Here is a 16033-nt window from a genome sequence, read left to right as displayed (position 1 = left end):
TGGGGCAGAACGGCGTAGGATTTCCTGCGGGTTCTCTGTTCGTACTGGTCAGAGGCATGACCGGGCCACGCTGGCAGTGTGGGGTCAGGGGTTCGAACCCCCTCAGCCCCACCATCACGCAGCGCGTAAGATCGCCCGCTGACCTGCGAAACAGGGTTGGCGGGCGATCTTGTTTCTCCGTCCCTTGCGGACTGTGACACGTAAGCCCGGAGCAAAACTGGAGCACGGCCCATGACCCCTTTCAAACGGGGTCATCGCCTGCTCCAGTGTGCGGCGTCCTGACCGATTTCAGAACGGTCGCTGTGACCGCCCGCGTTCGCCTGCGGTCACTAACCCCAGACCACGCTGTTCTCCTGCGTCCGGGGACCCGGGGACACCGGCGCCTGCTGAGTTGTGACAGCCGGATACGCTGGGAATTCTAACCTCTGCCCGGCTGGTCAAGAGCCAGATGGTTGCCGTGCCAACGGGTGACGAGAGGTTTCGGTGAATGCCGTTCCCGCAGATAATCGCCCCTGCAGGGTGCTGCCCCGTGTCACGGGATGCCGGCTCGGTTAGCCGCTGCGGGAGCACCCACGGAGCACCCATCCGTACCGCGATCGTCCGTCATCGTTGTCGTTCCGGGCAGCGCCATCGACGTATTGCTGACGCCTACGGCATCGTTGAGGACGTCCTGATCGAGGTAGCGAGGAGCAGCAGCGGCAACTCGTGGATGATCGAGAACTGGGGGTTGACCGACCGAATGATGCTGACGCATCGTCGCGGCCTGCGTGGGAACGGAGGGGGAGCAGTTCCTCTCGGACCGATTCGCCCGCTTGCAGGAGCGCTGGGAACTCTCCGTGGGTCATTGCCCGATGTCGCACAGCACCGCGAGGACCAGTGCCTCCAGGCTTTCCGGGAAGGACTCACGGCGAGAGACCCGGGAGTTCCGGTAGAGGTCGGCGATGAGGAACAGGCCGAGTTGCACGCGCAGCCGTGTCACTCGCGCATCGAGGTGCGGCACGCTGCGCGCCACCAGAGCGCTCCATTCGCCCACGTACTCCCGCTGCGCCCCGAGCGCCGCGTCCGCGAGTCCCGACTCGACGGTGGGATCGTCCAGGATCGCCGACCACGTCCTCGCGATGCCCACGAATGACCGCACTACGGCCGTGAGCGCTTCACTGGGGGAGGCGGCCGTCATCAGTGCCTCGTCAAGGCTCAGCCACAAGGCATGGGTGCCCCGTTCGTACACCGCCTGCAGGAGATCGGCCTTGCTGGCGAAGTAGCCGTAGAGGTTCGGCCCGGTGACGTCGGCGGCGGCACCGATACTGGCCATCGACGTGTCGTGATATCCGTTGCGGCCGAACTGTTCGATGGCGGCGAGCAGCAGCCGTTCCCGGCGCGACACCGGCAGCACTCCCGTCTGGGTGGCCACCGTCTCCGCTCCCGTCGGTGGCAGTTCGACTCGGGTTAGGGCGTGGATCCCGGCACGGACCACGGGAAGCCGGACGGACCGGGGTGCGCGGATCGCGCGTCGGCCGACGCAGGACATCAGTGACAGGCACGCCCAAGTGAGCAGTTCCCCCTGGCCCTCGTCGAGCCCGGGACGCTCTTGGCGCAGCGGTGGCACCAGTTCCCGATGCCACCGCCGCATCCGGCGCCGTAGAGTCCGGGCCTGCGCATCCGGCAGATAGCGCAGCTCGTGGATCCACAGGTCCGAGAGGTAGGGCCGGTCGATCACCCGTGCCAGAACGTCGTCGACGGCTTCCCCGAAGCTGGTCGCACTCAGGGGTTCGTCGAGCCAGGCGAAGTTGTCCACCATGACCGACTCGAGCAATGCCGCCTTGGTGTCGAAATGCCGGTAGAGCGCGCCAGCCGTGATGCCGACCTTCTCCGCGACGGCGGTCATGGCCACGTTGGGGTAGCCGTGCTCGACGAAGAGGTCCCGCGCGGCCACGAGGATCTGCTGCTTCCGATCTCGTGGACGGCGTCGAGGCTCGTCGGCCTGGTGTGCGGTTGCTGTCGGCATGACGGCTCAGCGTAGTGCGATCACGACCGGCAACGATGACCGCGGTTGCCTCTAAGTAAATCTGAAGTAAGCTGATGTCTAAATCAGATGGCAGGAGTTGGCTCTTGACGCGGGGTAAGCGGCTATTCGTTCAGTCCAAGGAGGGTGAAGGATATGGTCGAACCAGTGGTCGTCTCCGGTCGTCGTGTCGTGCCCGTGGCGAGGATGAAGGAACGCGCGACCCGGCTCGCGTCGGGCCTGCGCCGGATGGGTGTCGAGCCCGGCGACAGGTACGCCGTCGTGATGCGGAACGAGACGGGCATGCTCGAGGCCACGTTCGCCGCGCCGCTCATCGGGGCGGTTCCCGTGCCGGTGAACTGGCACTGGACCGGCGTGGACCTGCGGCACCTGCTCAGCGACAGCCAGTCGGTGGTGGCGTTGGTGCACTCCGACCTCGTGCCGGTCGTCGAGGCACAGAAACCGGAGCACCTGCGGATCGTGGAGGTCGGGGTACCCGAGGAGGTGGCCGAGGAGTACGCGCTGGGGACGGTGCCGTCCACCGGCCGGTACCCGACGGCCGAGGAGCTGATCGAGGACAACGAGCCGCCGACGGAGCAGGTGCTCGCCCCGCCCATGTCGGTGATCTACACCTCTGGCACCACGGGGCTGGCGAAAGGCGTCGTGCGCGACCCGATCCCACCCGAGAAGATCGGTGAGATCGCCGGCATCATGCGCCACGTTGTGGGTTTCCGTCCCGGCGGCACCGCGGTGGTCCCCGCGCCGCTCTACCACACCGCGCCGAACGTGGCCGCGACTTTCGCGCTGGCCATGGGGATGAACCTGGTGATCATGGCGCGGTTCGACGCCGAGCAGTTCCTCCGGATCGTCGAGGAGCACCAGGTCACCGCGGCGCAGATGGTGCCGACCATGTTCCTGCGGCTGCTGCGGTTGCCGAGGGAGATCCGGGCGAAGTACGACCTGTCGTCGCTGGAGACCGTGTCGCACTCCGCCGCGCCCTGCCCGCCGGACGTGAAGCGGGCGATGATCGAGTGGCTGGGCCCGGTCGTCACCGAGTACTACGGCGGGTCCGAGGGTGGCGCCTGGACCGTGTGCACGAGCGAGCAGTGGCTGGCCCACCCCGGTACGGTCGGCGTGCCGGTCGCGGACGCGGCGATCAGGGTCCTCGGTCCTGACATGACGGAGGTCCCGGCCGGCGAGACGGGGGTCGTCTACGGCCGGTCGCCGTCGGCGTGGCCGGACTTCACCTATCTGGGCGATGACGCCAAGAGACGTGCCATCGACGGCGGCGACGGGTTCTACACCCTCGGCGACGTCGGCCGGGTCGACGAGGACGGTTACCTCCACCTCAGCGACCGGCTCAACGACATGGTGATCTCGGGCGGCGTGAACATCTATCCCGCCGAGATCGAGGCCACGTTGCTGGGGCTGGCGGGGGTCGCGGACGTGGCGGTGTTCGGCATCCCGGACGCGGAGTTCGGCGAGGCGCTGGCGGCGCACGTGGAACTGCTTCCCGATGCGACGGTGACAGAAGACGACGTGCGGGCGCACGTCGGGCGGAACCTGGCCAGGTACAAGGTGCCCAAGGTCGTCGTGTTCGAGCAACGCCTGCCGCGTGAGGACTCCGGCAAGCTGTTCAAACGCCGCCTGCGCGAGAAGTACTGGCCCGCCAAGGCAGGGAGCTGACATGACCGACAAGGTGGTCGTCGCGGGCGTCGGGATGATTCCCTTCGCCAAGCCCGGTAGGAGCGAGACCTACGACGTGATGGGAGCGCAGGCGGCTCGCCGTGCCCTCGCGGACGCGAGTGTCGACTACGCGGCCGTGGCGCAGTCCTACGTCGGGTACGTCTACGGTGACTCCACTTCCGGCCAGCGGGCGCTCTACCGCCTCGGCCACAGTGGAGCTCCGGTCGTCAACGTCAACAACAACTGTTCGACCGGGTCGTCCGCGCTGTGGCTCGCGCGTCGGGCAGTGGCGAGCGGGCAGGCGGACGTGGCCCTCGCGCTGGGTTTCGAGCAGATGACCCCCGGCGCCCCCGGCTCGGTGTGGACCGACCGGCCCGACGTGCTCGGCGCCTTCGCGGAGGTCCGGGACCGGGTCGCGGGGGTGCCCGATCCCGGTACGCCCATGGCGGCGACCTACTTCGGCGCCGCCGGGCAGTCCTATGTGGAGGAGAATGGCATCGACCCGGCGACATTCGCCCACATCACCGTGAAGTCCCGCAAGCACGCGGCAGCCAACCCGTACGCGGTGTTCCGCGCTCCGCTCTCGGTCGAGGAAGTGCTCGCCTCGCCGCACGTCTACGGGCCACTCACCCGTTTCCAGTGCTGCCCGCCCACCTGTGGGGCGGCGGCCGCGGTGCTGGTGTCACCGGAGTACGCCCGCAAGCACGGGCTGCGCGCCGACGTGGTGATCGAGGCGCAGTCACTGGTCACCGACGGGCCCACGACGTTCGAGGGTGACCTGCGCAGGCTGGTCGGCTACGACATGACCGCCGTAGCGTCTCGCCGAGTCTACGAGGAGTCCGGTGTCGGCCCGGAGGACATCCGGGTCGCGGAGCTGCACGACTGCTTCACCACCAACGAGTTCCTCACCTACGAGGCGCTCGGCCTGACCCCGGAGGGCACCGCCGAGAAGTTCGTGCTCGAGGGCGCCAACACCTACGGCGGCCAGGTCGTCACCAACCCTTCCGGTGGGCTGATCTCCAAGGGGCACCCGCTCGGCGCGACGGGACTGGCCCAGGCGGCCGAGCTGGTGTGGCAGCTGCGCGGACAGGCGGAGGGCAGGCAGGTGAACGGTGTGCGTGTCGCGCTGCAGCACAACCTGGGGCTGGGCGGCGCCTGCGTCGTCACGCTGTACAAGAAGGTGGACGGCTGATGGGGCTGGACCGGTCACTGGTCGGGGAGGAATGGGCGGGCGGCACGCTCCTGGTCACCCGCGACCGGCTGCGGCTGTTCGCGAAGGCCACCGGGCAGACCGACCCGGTGTTCGTCGACCCGCACCTGAAGGCACCGTTCGACATCCTGCACGCCGCCCAGCCGGTGATCAGCGCCGCGATGAAGAAGGAACGGGAAGAAGGGCGCACCGTGCACCGCAAGGTGGTCAGCATCTCCTCGGTCGCGGGCCTGTTCGGCAACGCCGGACAGGCGAACTGCTCGGCGGCGAAAGCCGGGCTCGTGGGGCTGGCCAAGACACTCGCCAAGGAGTGGGGCCGGTACCACGTCAACGTCAACCGCGTCGCGTTCGGCTTCATCCAGACCTGGCTCACCGAAGCGACCGCCGACGGCGACTCGCACACCGACGTCGAAGGACGCCAGATCAAGGTCGGCGTCAACCCGCAGCTACCCGGCGCACTCACCCGGATGATCCCCTTGGGACGCCCCGGAACCCCCGACGAGGCCGCAGGCTCCGTCGTGATGTTCACCTACCCGGAGGCCGACTACGTCAGCGGCCAGGTCATCGTCGCCGGCGGCGGCCTCGAGGGCTGATCGAGATGGCCAACGGGCACCCGTACGCGCGTGAGCTCGGCGACTTCCTGCGGGCCCGGCGAAGTCGACTGCGTCCGCAGGACGTCGGGCTGGAACCGGGGGGCCGGCGCAAGGTGCCCGGCCTGCGCCGCGAGGAGCTCGCTCTGCTGGCCGGGCTCAGCACCGACTACTACCAACGCATGGAGCAAGGCCGTGAGGTCAGGCCCTCCGACGACCTCCTCGACGCCCTCGCCACCGCACTGAACCTCGACGACGGCGAACGTCGGCACCTGTTCGGCCTCGCCCACGCGATACGGCGGTCGGCGCCGGTTCACCCGCCCCGCGGCCCGGAACGCGTTCCGGACAGCACGCGGCATCTGCTGCACGCCATGAACACCCCGGGGCTGGTGCTTGGCCGGCACCTCGACGTGCTCGCCTGGAACCCGCTCGCTGCGGCACTGCTCGGTGACCCGGCCACCCTGCCCCCAGCACAGCGGAACCTGCTCATCGGGCTGTTCCTGGACCCCGAGGCCCGGCAGCGCTGTCTGGACTGGGAAGGCTTCGCCGTGCAGTACATCGGCATGCTGCGGGCCGCCGTCGCCACCGACCCGACCCACCCCCGCGCCACGACGATCATAGAAGAACTGAGCGTCCGCAGTGCGGCCTTCCGGCGCCTCTGGGCCCAGTACGACGTGCGCGACTGGGTCCACGGGACCAAGCTGTTCCGGCACCTGGAGGTCGGCGAGATCACCCTCACCTGGGACACCTACCCGCTGCCCGGCAGTCCCGGCCCGACCCTCCTCGTCTACACCGCGGAGCCCGGCACCGCGGACGCCGAGCGCCTCCAACTCCTCGCGAAGATCAGCCACTGACCGTCCCTAACGGTGGTGGGGCCGGGAGAATCGCTGGTTCAGGAAGGCGATCGCTCCATCGAGGCCGTGCGTCTGCTCGCTGCCATGGGTCTGCCCCTCGTGCTCGACCCACACGACGTCGGCGCCCCGCATTCGGTACTGCGTTGCCAGTTGCCGGGCGCCCGCGATCGGGAGCAGTTCGTCGGCGGTGCCGTGGTACATGTACACGGGGGCGGTCGGCGTGCCGCCGAAGCCGATCGGGCTGATGCGGTGGGCGAAGGCGTAGAACGGTCCCGAGGTGAGCGAGCCCGGCCACGCCTCGAACCGTTCCAGCGTCGCGTAGTGAGGCCCGGCGACGATCGCCGCACCGGCGCACCCCTGCGCGACCGCGTCGGCGTACGCGCGCGCGGGCGCGTTCAGGTACTGGTAGACGCCTGCTTGCGGGTACGCGTTGCGCAGCGCGGCGAACCCGAACGGGATCCAGCCGGAGAACACCTGACCGCTGAACGCCCGCAGGCTCGCGTTGAGATCCGCGGGAACGCCGCCTTGGGCGATGGCGCTGATTTCGAGTTCCGGGGCGTAGCGTGCCTGTTTCTGAGCGGCCGCGGCGGTGGCGAAGCCTCCGCCGGAGTAGCCCCACAGGCCGATGGGGGCGTCGCGGTGCACGTGCGCGGGGTTGAAGGACCGGGCCGCGCGGATGCCGTCGAGGACTCCGTGCGCGGACGCGGCCGCACCGAAGAACTCCGAGTTGGGCCCCTCGTAGTCCGGGACCATCACCGTCCAGCCACGGCGCACGGCAGCCGCGACCTGCGCCCGGTCGAACCGGGCCTGGCCATCGGACGGGCCGGACACCACCGAGCCGGCGCGCAGCAGGTAGGACGGTGCGCAGAAGGTGGCCAAGCCGTCCTCAGGCGTCTGGTAGGACAACATCGGCCGTGGCCCGCGGCCCGCCCAGCGAGCCGTCGGCACCAGCAACGTGCCGACCGTCGCCGTCGCCCGCCCGGCGTTGTCCCGGGTCTTGTACAGCAACTGCCACACTCGCGCGGGTGCCGGGACGGCCATGGCGTCGGCCGGCAGGCGCCGCGACCGCAACACGGTGCCGTCGCGCTGCCACTCCAGGCGAGGCGGGACGTCGTAGAACGGGTCGTCGTCCGGAAGCGGGACCGTGGCGGTGGGCGAGGCGGTGGAGGAGGACGACAGCGCGGGGGTAGTCGCGGATGCGGTGGGCACCGCGGCCACGGTCGTGAGCGTCGCACCGGCTAGCGCCGCCACGAGCCCCACTCGTACGCATCTCCGGAGGCGAACGATCATTCAGATTCCTTCCCTGGTACGAGGTAGGTGACGCCGGTCAGGCTCTCGGCCGCGGTCCACATTCGACGGCCCACAACCGGGTCCGTGGCGTCCGCGCTGGGCTGGACCTCGCCGACGCGCCCACGCCTTTCCCCGCGGCCGGCGGGACCGAAGAACTGGCCGCCTCGCACTCCGGGAGCGGTCGCGGCGTAGAGCTGGGGTAGGACTCCGCGCTCGACCGGTTGCTTGTTCAGCAGGTAGAGCCGGGCGATGAGCTGTCCGACGCGGCCGCGGTCCTGCCACGCCTGCGGGGCGAGGTTGGTGGCGGTCAGTCCGGGGTGGGCGAGGGCGCTGACGACAGGCGAACCGGCGGTGCGCAGCCGCCGGTCGAGTTCGATCCCGAAGACGGTGCTGGCGAGTTTCGAACGGCCGTACGCGCGGCTGGCGTCGAAGTCGCGCCGGGACATCAAGTCGTCGAAGTCGAGGTGGACGCCTCTATGGGTGATCGAGCTGAGGCCGACCACCCTCGGGGCGTCTCCCCGGCCCAGTGCGTCGAGCAGCAGTCCGGTGAGCGCGAAGTGGCCCAGCATGTTGGTGCCGAGCTGTAGCTCGAATCCGTCGACGGTCGTGCGGGCCGCCCCGAGAACCACCACACCGGCGTTGTTGACCAGCAGATCGATCGCAGCGAAGTCGGCAACCAGCTTGCCCGCGAACACCCGGACCGACGCGAGCGACGCCAGGTCCAGCTCGCGCACTTCGAGATCGGCTCGGGGGACAGACCGCTGGATCGCCCCAGCCGCCCGCTCGCCGGCGATCATGTCGCGCACCGCGAGCACGACTCGTGCCCCGTGGTGGGCGAGTTCGGTCGCGGTGGCGAGCCCCAGACCCGAGTTCGCGCCGGTCACCACGGCGACCCGGCCAGTCTGGTCGGGGATGTGGCTGGCGTTCCAATCGATCACGGCCATGCTCCCTGAATCGAGTTCTATCCCGAACCTATGGCCGCACAGCCGCACTTCGGTCGTACACACCTGCCTGGGAATGCCAGACCTACCTTCACGCTGTCGGCTACTGACGCGGGTCGTCGGGTGCGGGTCGTCGGCGCCGTCGCGACCGCCCGGCGCACCCGCGGGTCACGCAACTGTGGGCCACGCACGCGCGCCCGCAAAACGCCGCAACGCCTGGGACTGTTCCAAGATCGGTGTTTTCCGGCCCGACACGCCGGACCCTGCGAGGGGAGGTGCCTGAGGAGTCGTATCCCCTTCATGCATGTCCTGCACGAAGGGGATACGGAACAGGTCTTAGGTGTCAGGTGTTGGTTTTGGCCGCGTAGGCGGCGAGGAAGATCCGCACTGCTTCGTCTGCATAGCGGTTCAGTTCGGGGCGGGGGGGATTTGTGGTCGGGGTGGAACATGGCCTTGTTGAGTGGGATGGAGAGAACCAGCCAGTTGAAGTACTGCGCGGCGAGCACGGGGTCGGGCACGGTGAGCAGGCCGCGGCGTTCGAGTTCCTGGAACTGTGTCGCCAGGGTGGCGTGTGCGCGCTCGGGTCCGTTGGTGAACCAGGTCTTGGCCAGGTTGGGGAAGCGGTCCGCCTCGGCGATGATGATGCGGCGGAGTTGGATCAGGTGGGGCTGGGTGACCTCGTCGATGTGCCTGCGGGCGAACTGGCGGAGGTCGTGCTCCAGGTCGTCGGTCATGGATAGCGAGGCGAGCATGTCGTGGGTCAGCGATTCGGTTGCGCTGATGTCTCCGGTGGTGATCGCCTCGAACAACCGGCGTTTGTCCGCGAAGTGTTTGTAGATGTAGAAAGTGGATCTTCATTGTGTGTTTGTGCGTGTTGGTCAGTGGATGGCGGACCCGTGCTGGTACTCCGTGGCAGGACGTGCCCGAACGGTATGGGTCGTGGCAGTCGGTTATGGCCTGTTTCGGGTTTGGCAACGTGGCGGCGTGTGGTCCCGGATCGTGGAGCGCCTGCGGCAACTCGGCGACGAGGCGGGCCTGATCTGCTGTCCGCTCCCGCCACTCGCGTGCCTCCCCACAGCCGGTTCCACGACCTCCTTGTGCGATCACCACTTGTTCGAGTAGTAAGTGAGTGACTCACCACGATCCGAGGGAGTGCCGTGGCCCGCCGAGATGCCCGCCGGTTCGTGCTGCCGATCGTCGCCTGCCTGGTGCTCGGCGGCCTGTCACCGCAGGTCGCGGGGGCGGAGGGCAGACCGGAGGTCACCGACGTCGCGCACCGCGGCGCGTCGGCGTACGCGCCGGAGAACACCCTCGCCGCGGTCGTCGCGGCGGCGGACCTGGGCGCGAGCGTGGTGGAGATCGACGTGCAGCGCACCGCCGACGGTGAGCTGGTGCTGATGCACGACACGGACCTGGTGCGCACCACGGACGCCGAGGAGGTCTTCCCCGGGCGGGACTCCTACGACGTCGTCGACTTCACCTCGGCGGAGGTGGACCGGCTGGACGCGGGCTCGTGGTTCGACCCGTCCTTCGCCGGCGAGCCGGTGCCGACGCTGGCCGAGGCTCTGGACCTGATGCGCAAGCGGAAGGTCGCGCTGCTGCTGGAGGTCAAGGCCCCGGCCCGGTACCCGGGCATCGAGCTGGACATCGCCGACGAACTGGCCCGGCACCCCTGGTGGCTGAAGCCGAGCCCACCCGGGAAGGTGCACCGCCTGGTGGTGCAGAGCTTCGACTGGGAGTCGATGCGGCGCTCGCAGGATCTGCTGCCGGACGTCCCGCACGGCCTGCTCGGCCGGGTGGACGAGGCGGACATCCCGACCTACGCCACCTGGGCCGACCAGATCAACCCGAGCCACACCACGGCCGACGCGGCGTACGTGTCGGCGGTGCAGGAGGCCGGGCTGGAGGTGTTCGTCTACACGGTCAACGACGCCGACGACATGCGCGCGCAGATCGAGAACGGCGTGGACGGCATCATCACCAACTACCCGGACGTCCTCCTGGACGTCATCGCCGAGGGCTCGGTCAAAGCCGCGGCGTAGACGGCGCGGCCGGGCCGAGGGGCGCGGGGGCGCTCGGCCAGCGCCCCGAGTGGTTCCGGGGCCAGTGGTCAACGCCGCCTGGGTGACTCGGGGGCGGGGACGCGTTCCAGCGGTGCGAGAGTGCCAAACGTCAACCAGCACCACCGACCGCGCGAGCGCAAGCGAACAGCGCTGTGACGAGGGTCGACCGGGTTTCGGAGGGCCGGAGTTTGCACTCTTGGTCCGAGAGTGCTATTCGAGTTGGTGTTGGCACTCCTACGGCACGAGCGCCAGTCGGAGCACGGTTTCGGCGCGGGCTGCCGGGGTCGGTGAGATCGCTCGGCGGGGACCGAGGCGGTCCTTCCGTCGCGGGCATCGATCCTGCGGCCTGGGCGGCCGCGGGACCCCCACCGACCGTGCGGGCGTCTCTCCTGGTGCCCTGCCGCCGCGCAGGTCGGTGGGTACGCTGAGCCTGATGTCTCAGCACGGAGGGTCGAGGTGCGGATGACAGGTGCCGGTGAACGCGCCGCCAACGGCACATCCGCGGGCGGCGAGAGCACGCCGCTCCGCGCGCGGCGGGCCGAGCGCGGCGTGGTGCTGGAGGCGCGTGGGGACTTCGACCTCGCCAACGCCAAGCACATCCGCAACACGCTGGCGGAGGTCCTGCGTGAGGACCCGGAATTGCTCGTCGTGGACATGGCCGGGGTGACGTTCATCAGCTCGGTCGGCCTCAGCCTGCTCGTGGAGGCGAACGCGCTCGCCGGGCCGAACGTCTTCCGGGTGGTCGCCGGAGGCAGCCCCGTGCTGCGCGTGATCGCGCTCAGCGGCCTGGACGCGATTCTCTCGATGTACGACACCGTTGACTCCGCGCTCGCGACTCCCTGACTGGCGAAGCCCCGGTGGCCTCCGACGGCGAGCCCTTATCGTTGGTCGAAGCGGCTCGACCAGGGAGGCGGCATGGCGGTCAGGGACAGCGGGCTCAAACCGGCCGTTCGGTGGGGGATCAACCACGCCGTGCCGCGCCTGGCGCTGCGGGTCGCGGCCCGCCGCGGCGACCCGCAGGCGCGTCTGTTTGTCGCGGCGGGCGCCGCGCCGACAGCCGGTCTCGGCGGCTTGTTCGACGAGCTGCGCGAGCGGGCGCCGCTGCTGCGGGGCGCCTTCTCCCACGTCACCACCAGCCACGCGGCCGTACGGGAGGTACTGAGCAGCAACGACTTCCGCAGCGGGGTGACGCCGGCGGAAGGCGGGCTGGCGCGGCGGCTGGTCGAGTGGTCGGCAAGCGGGCTCCTGCACCCGATGGCGCCGCCGTCACTGCTGGTGAGCGAGCCTCCCGAGCACCAGCGCTACCGCAAGCTGGTCACCCGCGTGTTCACCATGCGCGCCGTCGAGAACCTGCGCGGGCGCACCGAACAGATCGCCAACGAGCTGCTCGACACCATCGATCCGGCCGAGCCGACCGACCTCGTCCAGACGTACTGCGGTCTGCTGCCGGTCACCGTGATCGCCGAGATCCTCGGCGTGCCGGCCGCGCAGCGGGAGCGGGTGCTGGCCCTGGGCACGGCCGCGGCGCCGAGTCTGGACATGGCACTGCCGTGGCGGCGGTTCCGCGCCGTCGAGGCCGCGCTGGCCGCCTTCGACACCTGGCTGGGCGACCACCTGGACCGGGTGCGCGCGAACCCCGGCGACGACCTGCTCAGTCAACTTGTCGCCGCGCGCGAGGACGGGGTCGGCCTCACCGACCTCGAACTGCGGGCCACCGCCGGCCTGGTCCTGGCGGCCGGTTTCGAGACGACGGTGAACCTGTTGGGCAACGGGGTGGCCCTGCTGCACGCCAACCCCGACCAGCTGACCGTGCTCCGGGACGACCCGGCGTACTGGCCCAACGCGGTGGAGGAGGTCCTGCGAGTGGACCCGCCGGTCCTGCTGACAGGCCGGACCTGCTTGCGCGACACCGAGATCGCCGGTGTCCCGGTGCCCGAGGGCGGTCTGGTGACCACGGTGCTGGCCGCCGCCAACCGCGATCCGTCGGTGTTCGCCGACCCCGCCCGGTTCGACGTGCGGCGGCCCAACGCGCGCGAGCACATCTCGTTCTCGGCGGGGCGCCACTACTGCCTGGGCGCCGCGCTGGCCCGCATGGAAGGCGAGGTCGGCCTGCGCGTGCTGTTCGACCGCTTCCCCGACCTGCGGCTGCTCCCCGGCGCGCGCCACCGCGACACCCGCATCCTCCGCGGCTACGCGCACCTGCCAGCCCGGCTCAACGGCTGACCGGCGCCCGCATCCGCGGTGGTCGGGAAGAAGCGGTGGTGCTGCGTCAGTCGTCGAACGAAATCCACCGAACCGCGGTGTTCCCGGACTCCACCTCGGTCGCCGGCGTCCGCAGCGAGAGAGGTGCTTCCTCGGCCCGTAGACGCCGTAGTTGTCCTCATCTCGACAGATTCCCCGCCGCGATCGCGGACGACGTGACCGTGCACCAGCTGCTGACGCACACCTCCGGAATGGGGGAACCAATGGACAGCGAGGAATACCGGACGGAATTTCGCACGTGGTCCAGCGCCGAGGAGGTCATGCGCCGGCGGAGATCATCCGCAGGGTGCCGCTGAAGTTCACACCGGGCACGAGGTTCGGCTACAGCAATGCTGGTCATCACGTGCTCACCGCCATCATCTCGGAGGTCTCCGGGCAGCTCTACTACGACGGCGTCCTCGGGGTGTTCCGCGGCCTGGGCGTCGTGTCGTTCCCCCTGCCGCAGAACGCGCGGCAGGTGCCGCAGGAGGCGCTGCGGCGGAACGTGGCCCGCGGGGCGCTGCGGTTCGGGTTCGAGATGGGGACCGGGATGCGCGCGTACGTGTCGGCCACCGTCCCGTACGTGCTGGTGGTCGCGCTGCTGCTGACCGCGCCCGGCATCGTGACCGTGCTCGCGGCCGGTGTCGGTTTTCGGGCTCGGCAGGGCGATCACGCCCACCGCGCGCTACACCAGCCGCGACGGTGAGACGTGGGACGCGGTGCTGCACTCCCGCGTCCGGGCGTCACGGTCGCGGCCGGCGTGGCGGTCGCCGCGTCGCTCGCGCCCCTGCTGTTCGGCACTCGGACCGGGCGGCCACGGCCCGGAAGCGGCAACCTGGACCGGGGACCGGCGGTCAGCGCGTGGAGTAGGTCAGGCAGTTGGCGGCGTGGTCACCCTCACCGGGCCCCACCCGGATGTCGGGTGCGGAGCACTCGAGGTCGGCGTTGTGGACGCAGTCGGTGCGGCTGCACGCGCCGACCTGCGGGACGACCTTCGGCAGGCCCCCCTTCGCGGTCAGCGGGACGAAGGTGCCGCAGTCGGCGGCCCCGTCGCTCCCACCGACCGTGATGGCGAAGGCGTGGCACCCGTCGTGGGCGTTGTACGAACACCTGCTCACCGTGCACTCGCTGACGGCGGGCATCTCCATGGTGGTCACGGTGGATCCTCTCGCGACAGTCGGTTCGTACCCCAACCGTCCCACCGCCGCCACCGGCCCGCAACACAGAGGACCCTTAGGCGAACCTAACCTGACCTGCGGAAACGCCGCCCGCTGGCGGCTCACCGGCGCGTCGCCAGGTACCCCGCGAGGTGGTCGACGACATCACGGGCGTCGTCCTCGGCGCCGTGGATGAAGGTGGACTTGCGCCGCCGCAGCACGGGCAGCCCCAGCGCGTACAGCCCCGGGCTGTCGACTACGCCGCCGTCGTGGACCAGGCGGCCCTTCCCGTCGACCACGGGGACGTCGAGCCACGAGTAGTCGGGCCGGAACCCCGTCGCCCAGACGACGGTGCGGACCTCGCCGCCGCGCAGGTCCAGCCGCAGCCGCGGCGAGCCGGGCACGCGCGTGGGCTCGAACCGCTCCGGCGGCTTGACGTCACTGTCCACTCCGGTCTCCTGGGCCCACGCGTCGAAGGTGCCCAGCAGCCGCTCCATCTTGAGGTCGGCGAGCGACACCACGTTGCGCAGGCCGCCGGAGAACAGCAGCTGGCCGTCCCGCACGGCGGTCGCGCGGCCGACCAGCTCGACGCCGTCGGCGGTGAGCGCGTTGAGGTCGAGCGTCGTCCGCCCGGGAGTCCCGGCGAGCTGCGGCGAGGCGAGCCGCCGGGCGCGGGTGAGGTCGGGCACCTCGTCGTAGCGGGTGTCCCACACGCCAGAGGCGTCCATCCACCACAGCACGTCCCGGCCGCGGTAGGTGCGCGGCAGCCGGACGTGCTCGCCCGTGGACAGGGTGACCGGGCGCCCCGACCGCCGCAGCTCGGCGGCCAGCTGCACGCCGGTCGCCGACGCGCCGACGACGAGCACGCCGCCGTCGGGCAGTTGGTCGGGGCCGCGGTAGGTGAACGGCGTGACCTGCTCGACGCCGGCGGGCACCGCCTCGCTGAGCGTCGCCGGCACGGCCGGCAGGTTGCAGGCACCGCTGGCGAGGACGACCGCCCGGCAGGCGAGCTCGCCCTGGTCGGTCGTCACGTGGTAGCCGTCGTCGGTGCGCCGCAACGAGGTCACGGTCGTGCCGGTGCGGACGGGGGCGCGGGTGCGGGCGGCGAAGCCGTCGATGAAGCCGACCACCTCGCCCATCGTCATGTAGCCGTCGGGGTCCGGGCCGTCGTAGGCGTGCCCGGGCAGCCGGCTCTGCCAGTTGGGCGTGAGCAGGCGCAGCGAGTCCCAGCGCTCCCGGCGCCAGGAGTTCGCCACCTCGCCGCGCTCGAGCACGACGTGGTCGATGCCCCGCTCGGACAGGAAGTGGCTCGCGGCCAGGCCGGCGTGGCCCCCGCCGACGACGACCGTCGTGATGCGATTCTCCAACGAGCTCAAGCGACCTCGACCGTGACGTCCGTGGGGTTGGTGAGCGCGTCGAACACGGCCGAGCGCTTCTGCGACTGGGCCACCAGCGCCTCGATGTCCTCCCTGGACGCGTCGGCGTCGATGGAGAAGGTCACCTTGATGCCGTCGTAGCCGTTGCGGACGTCGCTGTCGGCGCCGAGGATGCCGCGGATGTCGTGCGCGCCCTCCAGGGTCGCCTCGACCGAGCGGAGCTGGATGCCCCGGTTCTGCGCGACGGACGCGACGCCGGCGGTCAGGCAGCTCCCCAGGCCGACGAGCAGGTACTCGATCGGCGTGATGCCGTGGTCCTCGGCCGCGAAGACCTCCGGGTGGTCGGCGGTGAACGACGACTCGGTCTTGTGGCTGTGCTCGGCGCCGAGCCCGAAGTAGTCCTTGACCGTGGAGGTCGTGTGGACGCCGTTCTCCCACCGGGTGGTCGAGCGCCAGGTGAACCGGGCGGCCTCGGGGGCGCCCTTGAGGGTCTCGCGTGCGTCGAGCAACGCCTGGACGTTGACTCCGTTGTCGATGCTGTCGATCGTCGTCATCCGACGGTCCTCCCGCGGCTCTCGTCTCCAGGAATCACTGCCGTCAGTGGACGTTACACCCGCTCTGAC

Annotated in this window: 15 protein-coding genes; 8 read left to right on the top strand and 7 right to left on the bottom strand. The window is 70.2% G+C overall.

Annotation, left to right across the window (positions count from 1 at the left end; all coding sequences use genetic code 11):
- Positions 1-841: 841 nt before the first annotated feature.
- Complete coding sequence (locus JT362_RS16095; RefSeq protein WP_260192011.1) at positions 842-2005, bottom strand: TetR/AcrR family transcriptional regulator; 1164 nt, start codon at positions 2003-2005, stop codon at positions 842-844.
- A 153-nt stretch (positions 2006-2158) separates the two neighbouring features.
- On the opposite strand from JT362_RS16095, the gene JT362_RS16090 reads away from it, so the two are divergent.
- From JT362_RS16090 to JT362_RS16075, 4 genes are read left to right on the top strand one after another with little or no spacing between them, the layout of a single operon-like run.
- On the top strand, positions 2159-3688 hold the full coding sequence (locus JT362_RS16090; protein ID WP_260192010.1) for an AMP-binding protein: 1530 nt from the start codon (positions 2159-2161) through the stop codon (positions 3686-3688).
- Position 3689: 1 nt separating this feature from the next.
- Entirely contained in the window at positions 3690-4880 is a 1191-nt protein-coding gene (locus JT362_RS16085; protein WP_260192009.1) for a lipid-transfer protein, read from the top strand.
- Positions 4880-5491 (top strand): SDR family oxidoreductase, encoded by a 612-nt coding sequence (locus tag JT362_RS16080; RefSeq protein ID WP_260192008.1) that lies wholly within the window; start codon positions 4880-4882, stop codon positions 5489-5491. The genes JT362_RS16085 and JT362_RS16080 overlap by 1 nt, the downstream gene beginning before the upstream one ends.
- A gap of 5 nt (positions 5492-5496) precedes the next feature.
- Positions 5497-6342: a helix-turn-helix transcriptional regulator gene (locus tag JT362_RS16075; protein WP_260192007.1), complete on the top strand. Its 846-nt coding sequence runs from the start codon at positions 5497-5499 to the stop codon at positions 6340-6342.
- Between the two features lie 6 nt (positions 6343-6348).
- Here JT362_RS16075 and JT362_RS16070 read toward each other — a convergent pair whose 3' ends face one another.
- The 3 genes from JT362_RS16070 to JT362_RS35605 form a co-directional block, all read right to left on the bottom strand.
- Positions 6349-7551 carry a lipase family protein gene (locus tag JT362_RS16070; RefSeq protein ID WP_260192006.1) on the bottom strand — a complete coding sequence of 401 codons (1203 nt, stop codon included), beginning with the start codon at positions 7549-7551 and terminating at the stop codon, positions 6349-6351.
- 77 nt (positions 7552-7628) lie between these two features.
- Complete coding sequence (locus tag JT362_RS16065; RefSeq protein WP_260192005.1) at positions 7629-8576, bottom strand: oxidoreductase; 948 nt, start codon at positions 8574-8576, stop codon at positions 7629-7631.
- Between the two features lie 17 nt (positions 8577-8593).
- Positions 8594-9307, bottom strand: coding sequence for a TetR/AcrR family transcriptional regulator C-terminal domain-containing protein (locus JT362_RS35605; protein WP_375546510.1), 714 nt, complete (start codon positions 9305-9307; stop codon positions 8594-8596).
- A 423-nt stretch (positions 9308-9730) separates the two neighbouring features.
- Here JT362_RS35605 and JT362_RS16055 point away from each other — a divergent pair, with 423 nt between their 5' ends.
- The 4 genes from JT362_RS16055 to JT362_RS16040 all read left to right on the top strand — a co-directional run bounded on the left by JT362_RS16055 (position 9731) and on the right by JT362_RS16040 (position 13583).
- Positions 9731-10615: a glycerophosphodiester phosphodiesterase gene (locus JT362_RS16055; RefSeq protein WP_260192003.1), complete on the top strand. Its 885-nt coding sequence runs from the start codon at positions 9731-9733 to the stop codon at positions 10613-10615.
- 483 nt (positions 10616-11098) lie between these two features.
- Positions 11099-11479 (top strand): STAS domain-containing protein, encoded by a 381-nt coding sequence (locus JT362_RS16050; RefSeq protein ID WP_260192002.1) that lies wholly within the window; start codon positions 11099-11101, stop codon positions 11477-11479.
- A gap of 72 nt (positions 11480-11551) precedes the next feature.
- Complete coding sequence (locus JT362_RS16045; protein WP_260192001.1) at positions 11552-12859, top strand: cytochrome P450; 1308 nt, start codon at positions 11552-11554, stop codon at positions 12857-12859.
- A 277-nt stretch (positions 12860-13136) separates the two neighbouring features.
- Positions 13137-13583, top strand: coding sequence for a serine hydrolase (locus JT362_RS16040; RefSeq protein WP_260192000.1), 447 nt, complete (start codon positions 13137-13139; stop codon positions 13581-13583).
- A gap of 148 nt (positions 13584-13731) precedes the next feature.
- Here the strand turns inward: JT362_RS16040 and JT362_RS16035 are convergent, their stop codons facing one another.
- The 3 genes from JT362_RS16035 to JT362_RS16025 all read right to left on the bottom strand — a co-directional run bounded on the left by JT362_RS16035 (position 13732) and on the right by JT362_RS16025 (position 15964).
- Positions 13732-14034, bottom strand: a complete 303-nt coding sequence (locus JT362_RS16035) for a DUF1540 domain-containing protein (protein WP_260191999.1) — start codon at positions 14032-14034, stop codon at positions 13732-13734.
- Positions 14035-14156: 122 nt separating this feature from the next.
- Positions 14157-15401 (bottom strand): NAD(P)-binding domain-containing protein, encoded by a 1245-nt coding sequence (locus JT362_RS16030; protein WP_260191998.1) that lies wholly within the window; start codon positions 15399-15401, stop codon positions 14157-14159.
- Positions 15402-15406: 5 nt separating this feature from the next.
- A complete protein-coding gene (locus JT362_RS16025; protein ID WP_260191997.1) occupies positions 15407-15964 on the bottom strand; it encodes an OsmC family protein in 558 nt (185 codons plus the stop codon).
- Between the last annotated feature and the right edge of the window lie 69 nt (positions 15965-16033).

The organism is Actinophytocola gossypii, from assembly GCF_025165815.1.
Lineage (GTDB): Bacteria > Actinomycetota > Actinomycetes > Mycobacteriales > Pseudonocardiaceae > Actinophytocola > Actinophytocola gossypii.
Note: the sequence above shows the minus strand (reverse complement) of the source record. Positions and strands in the feature narration are given on the sequence as shown.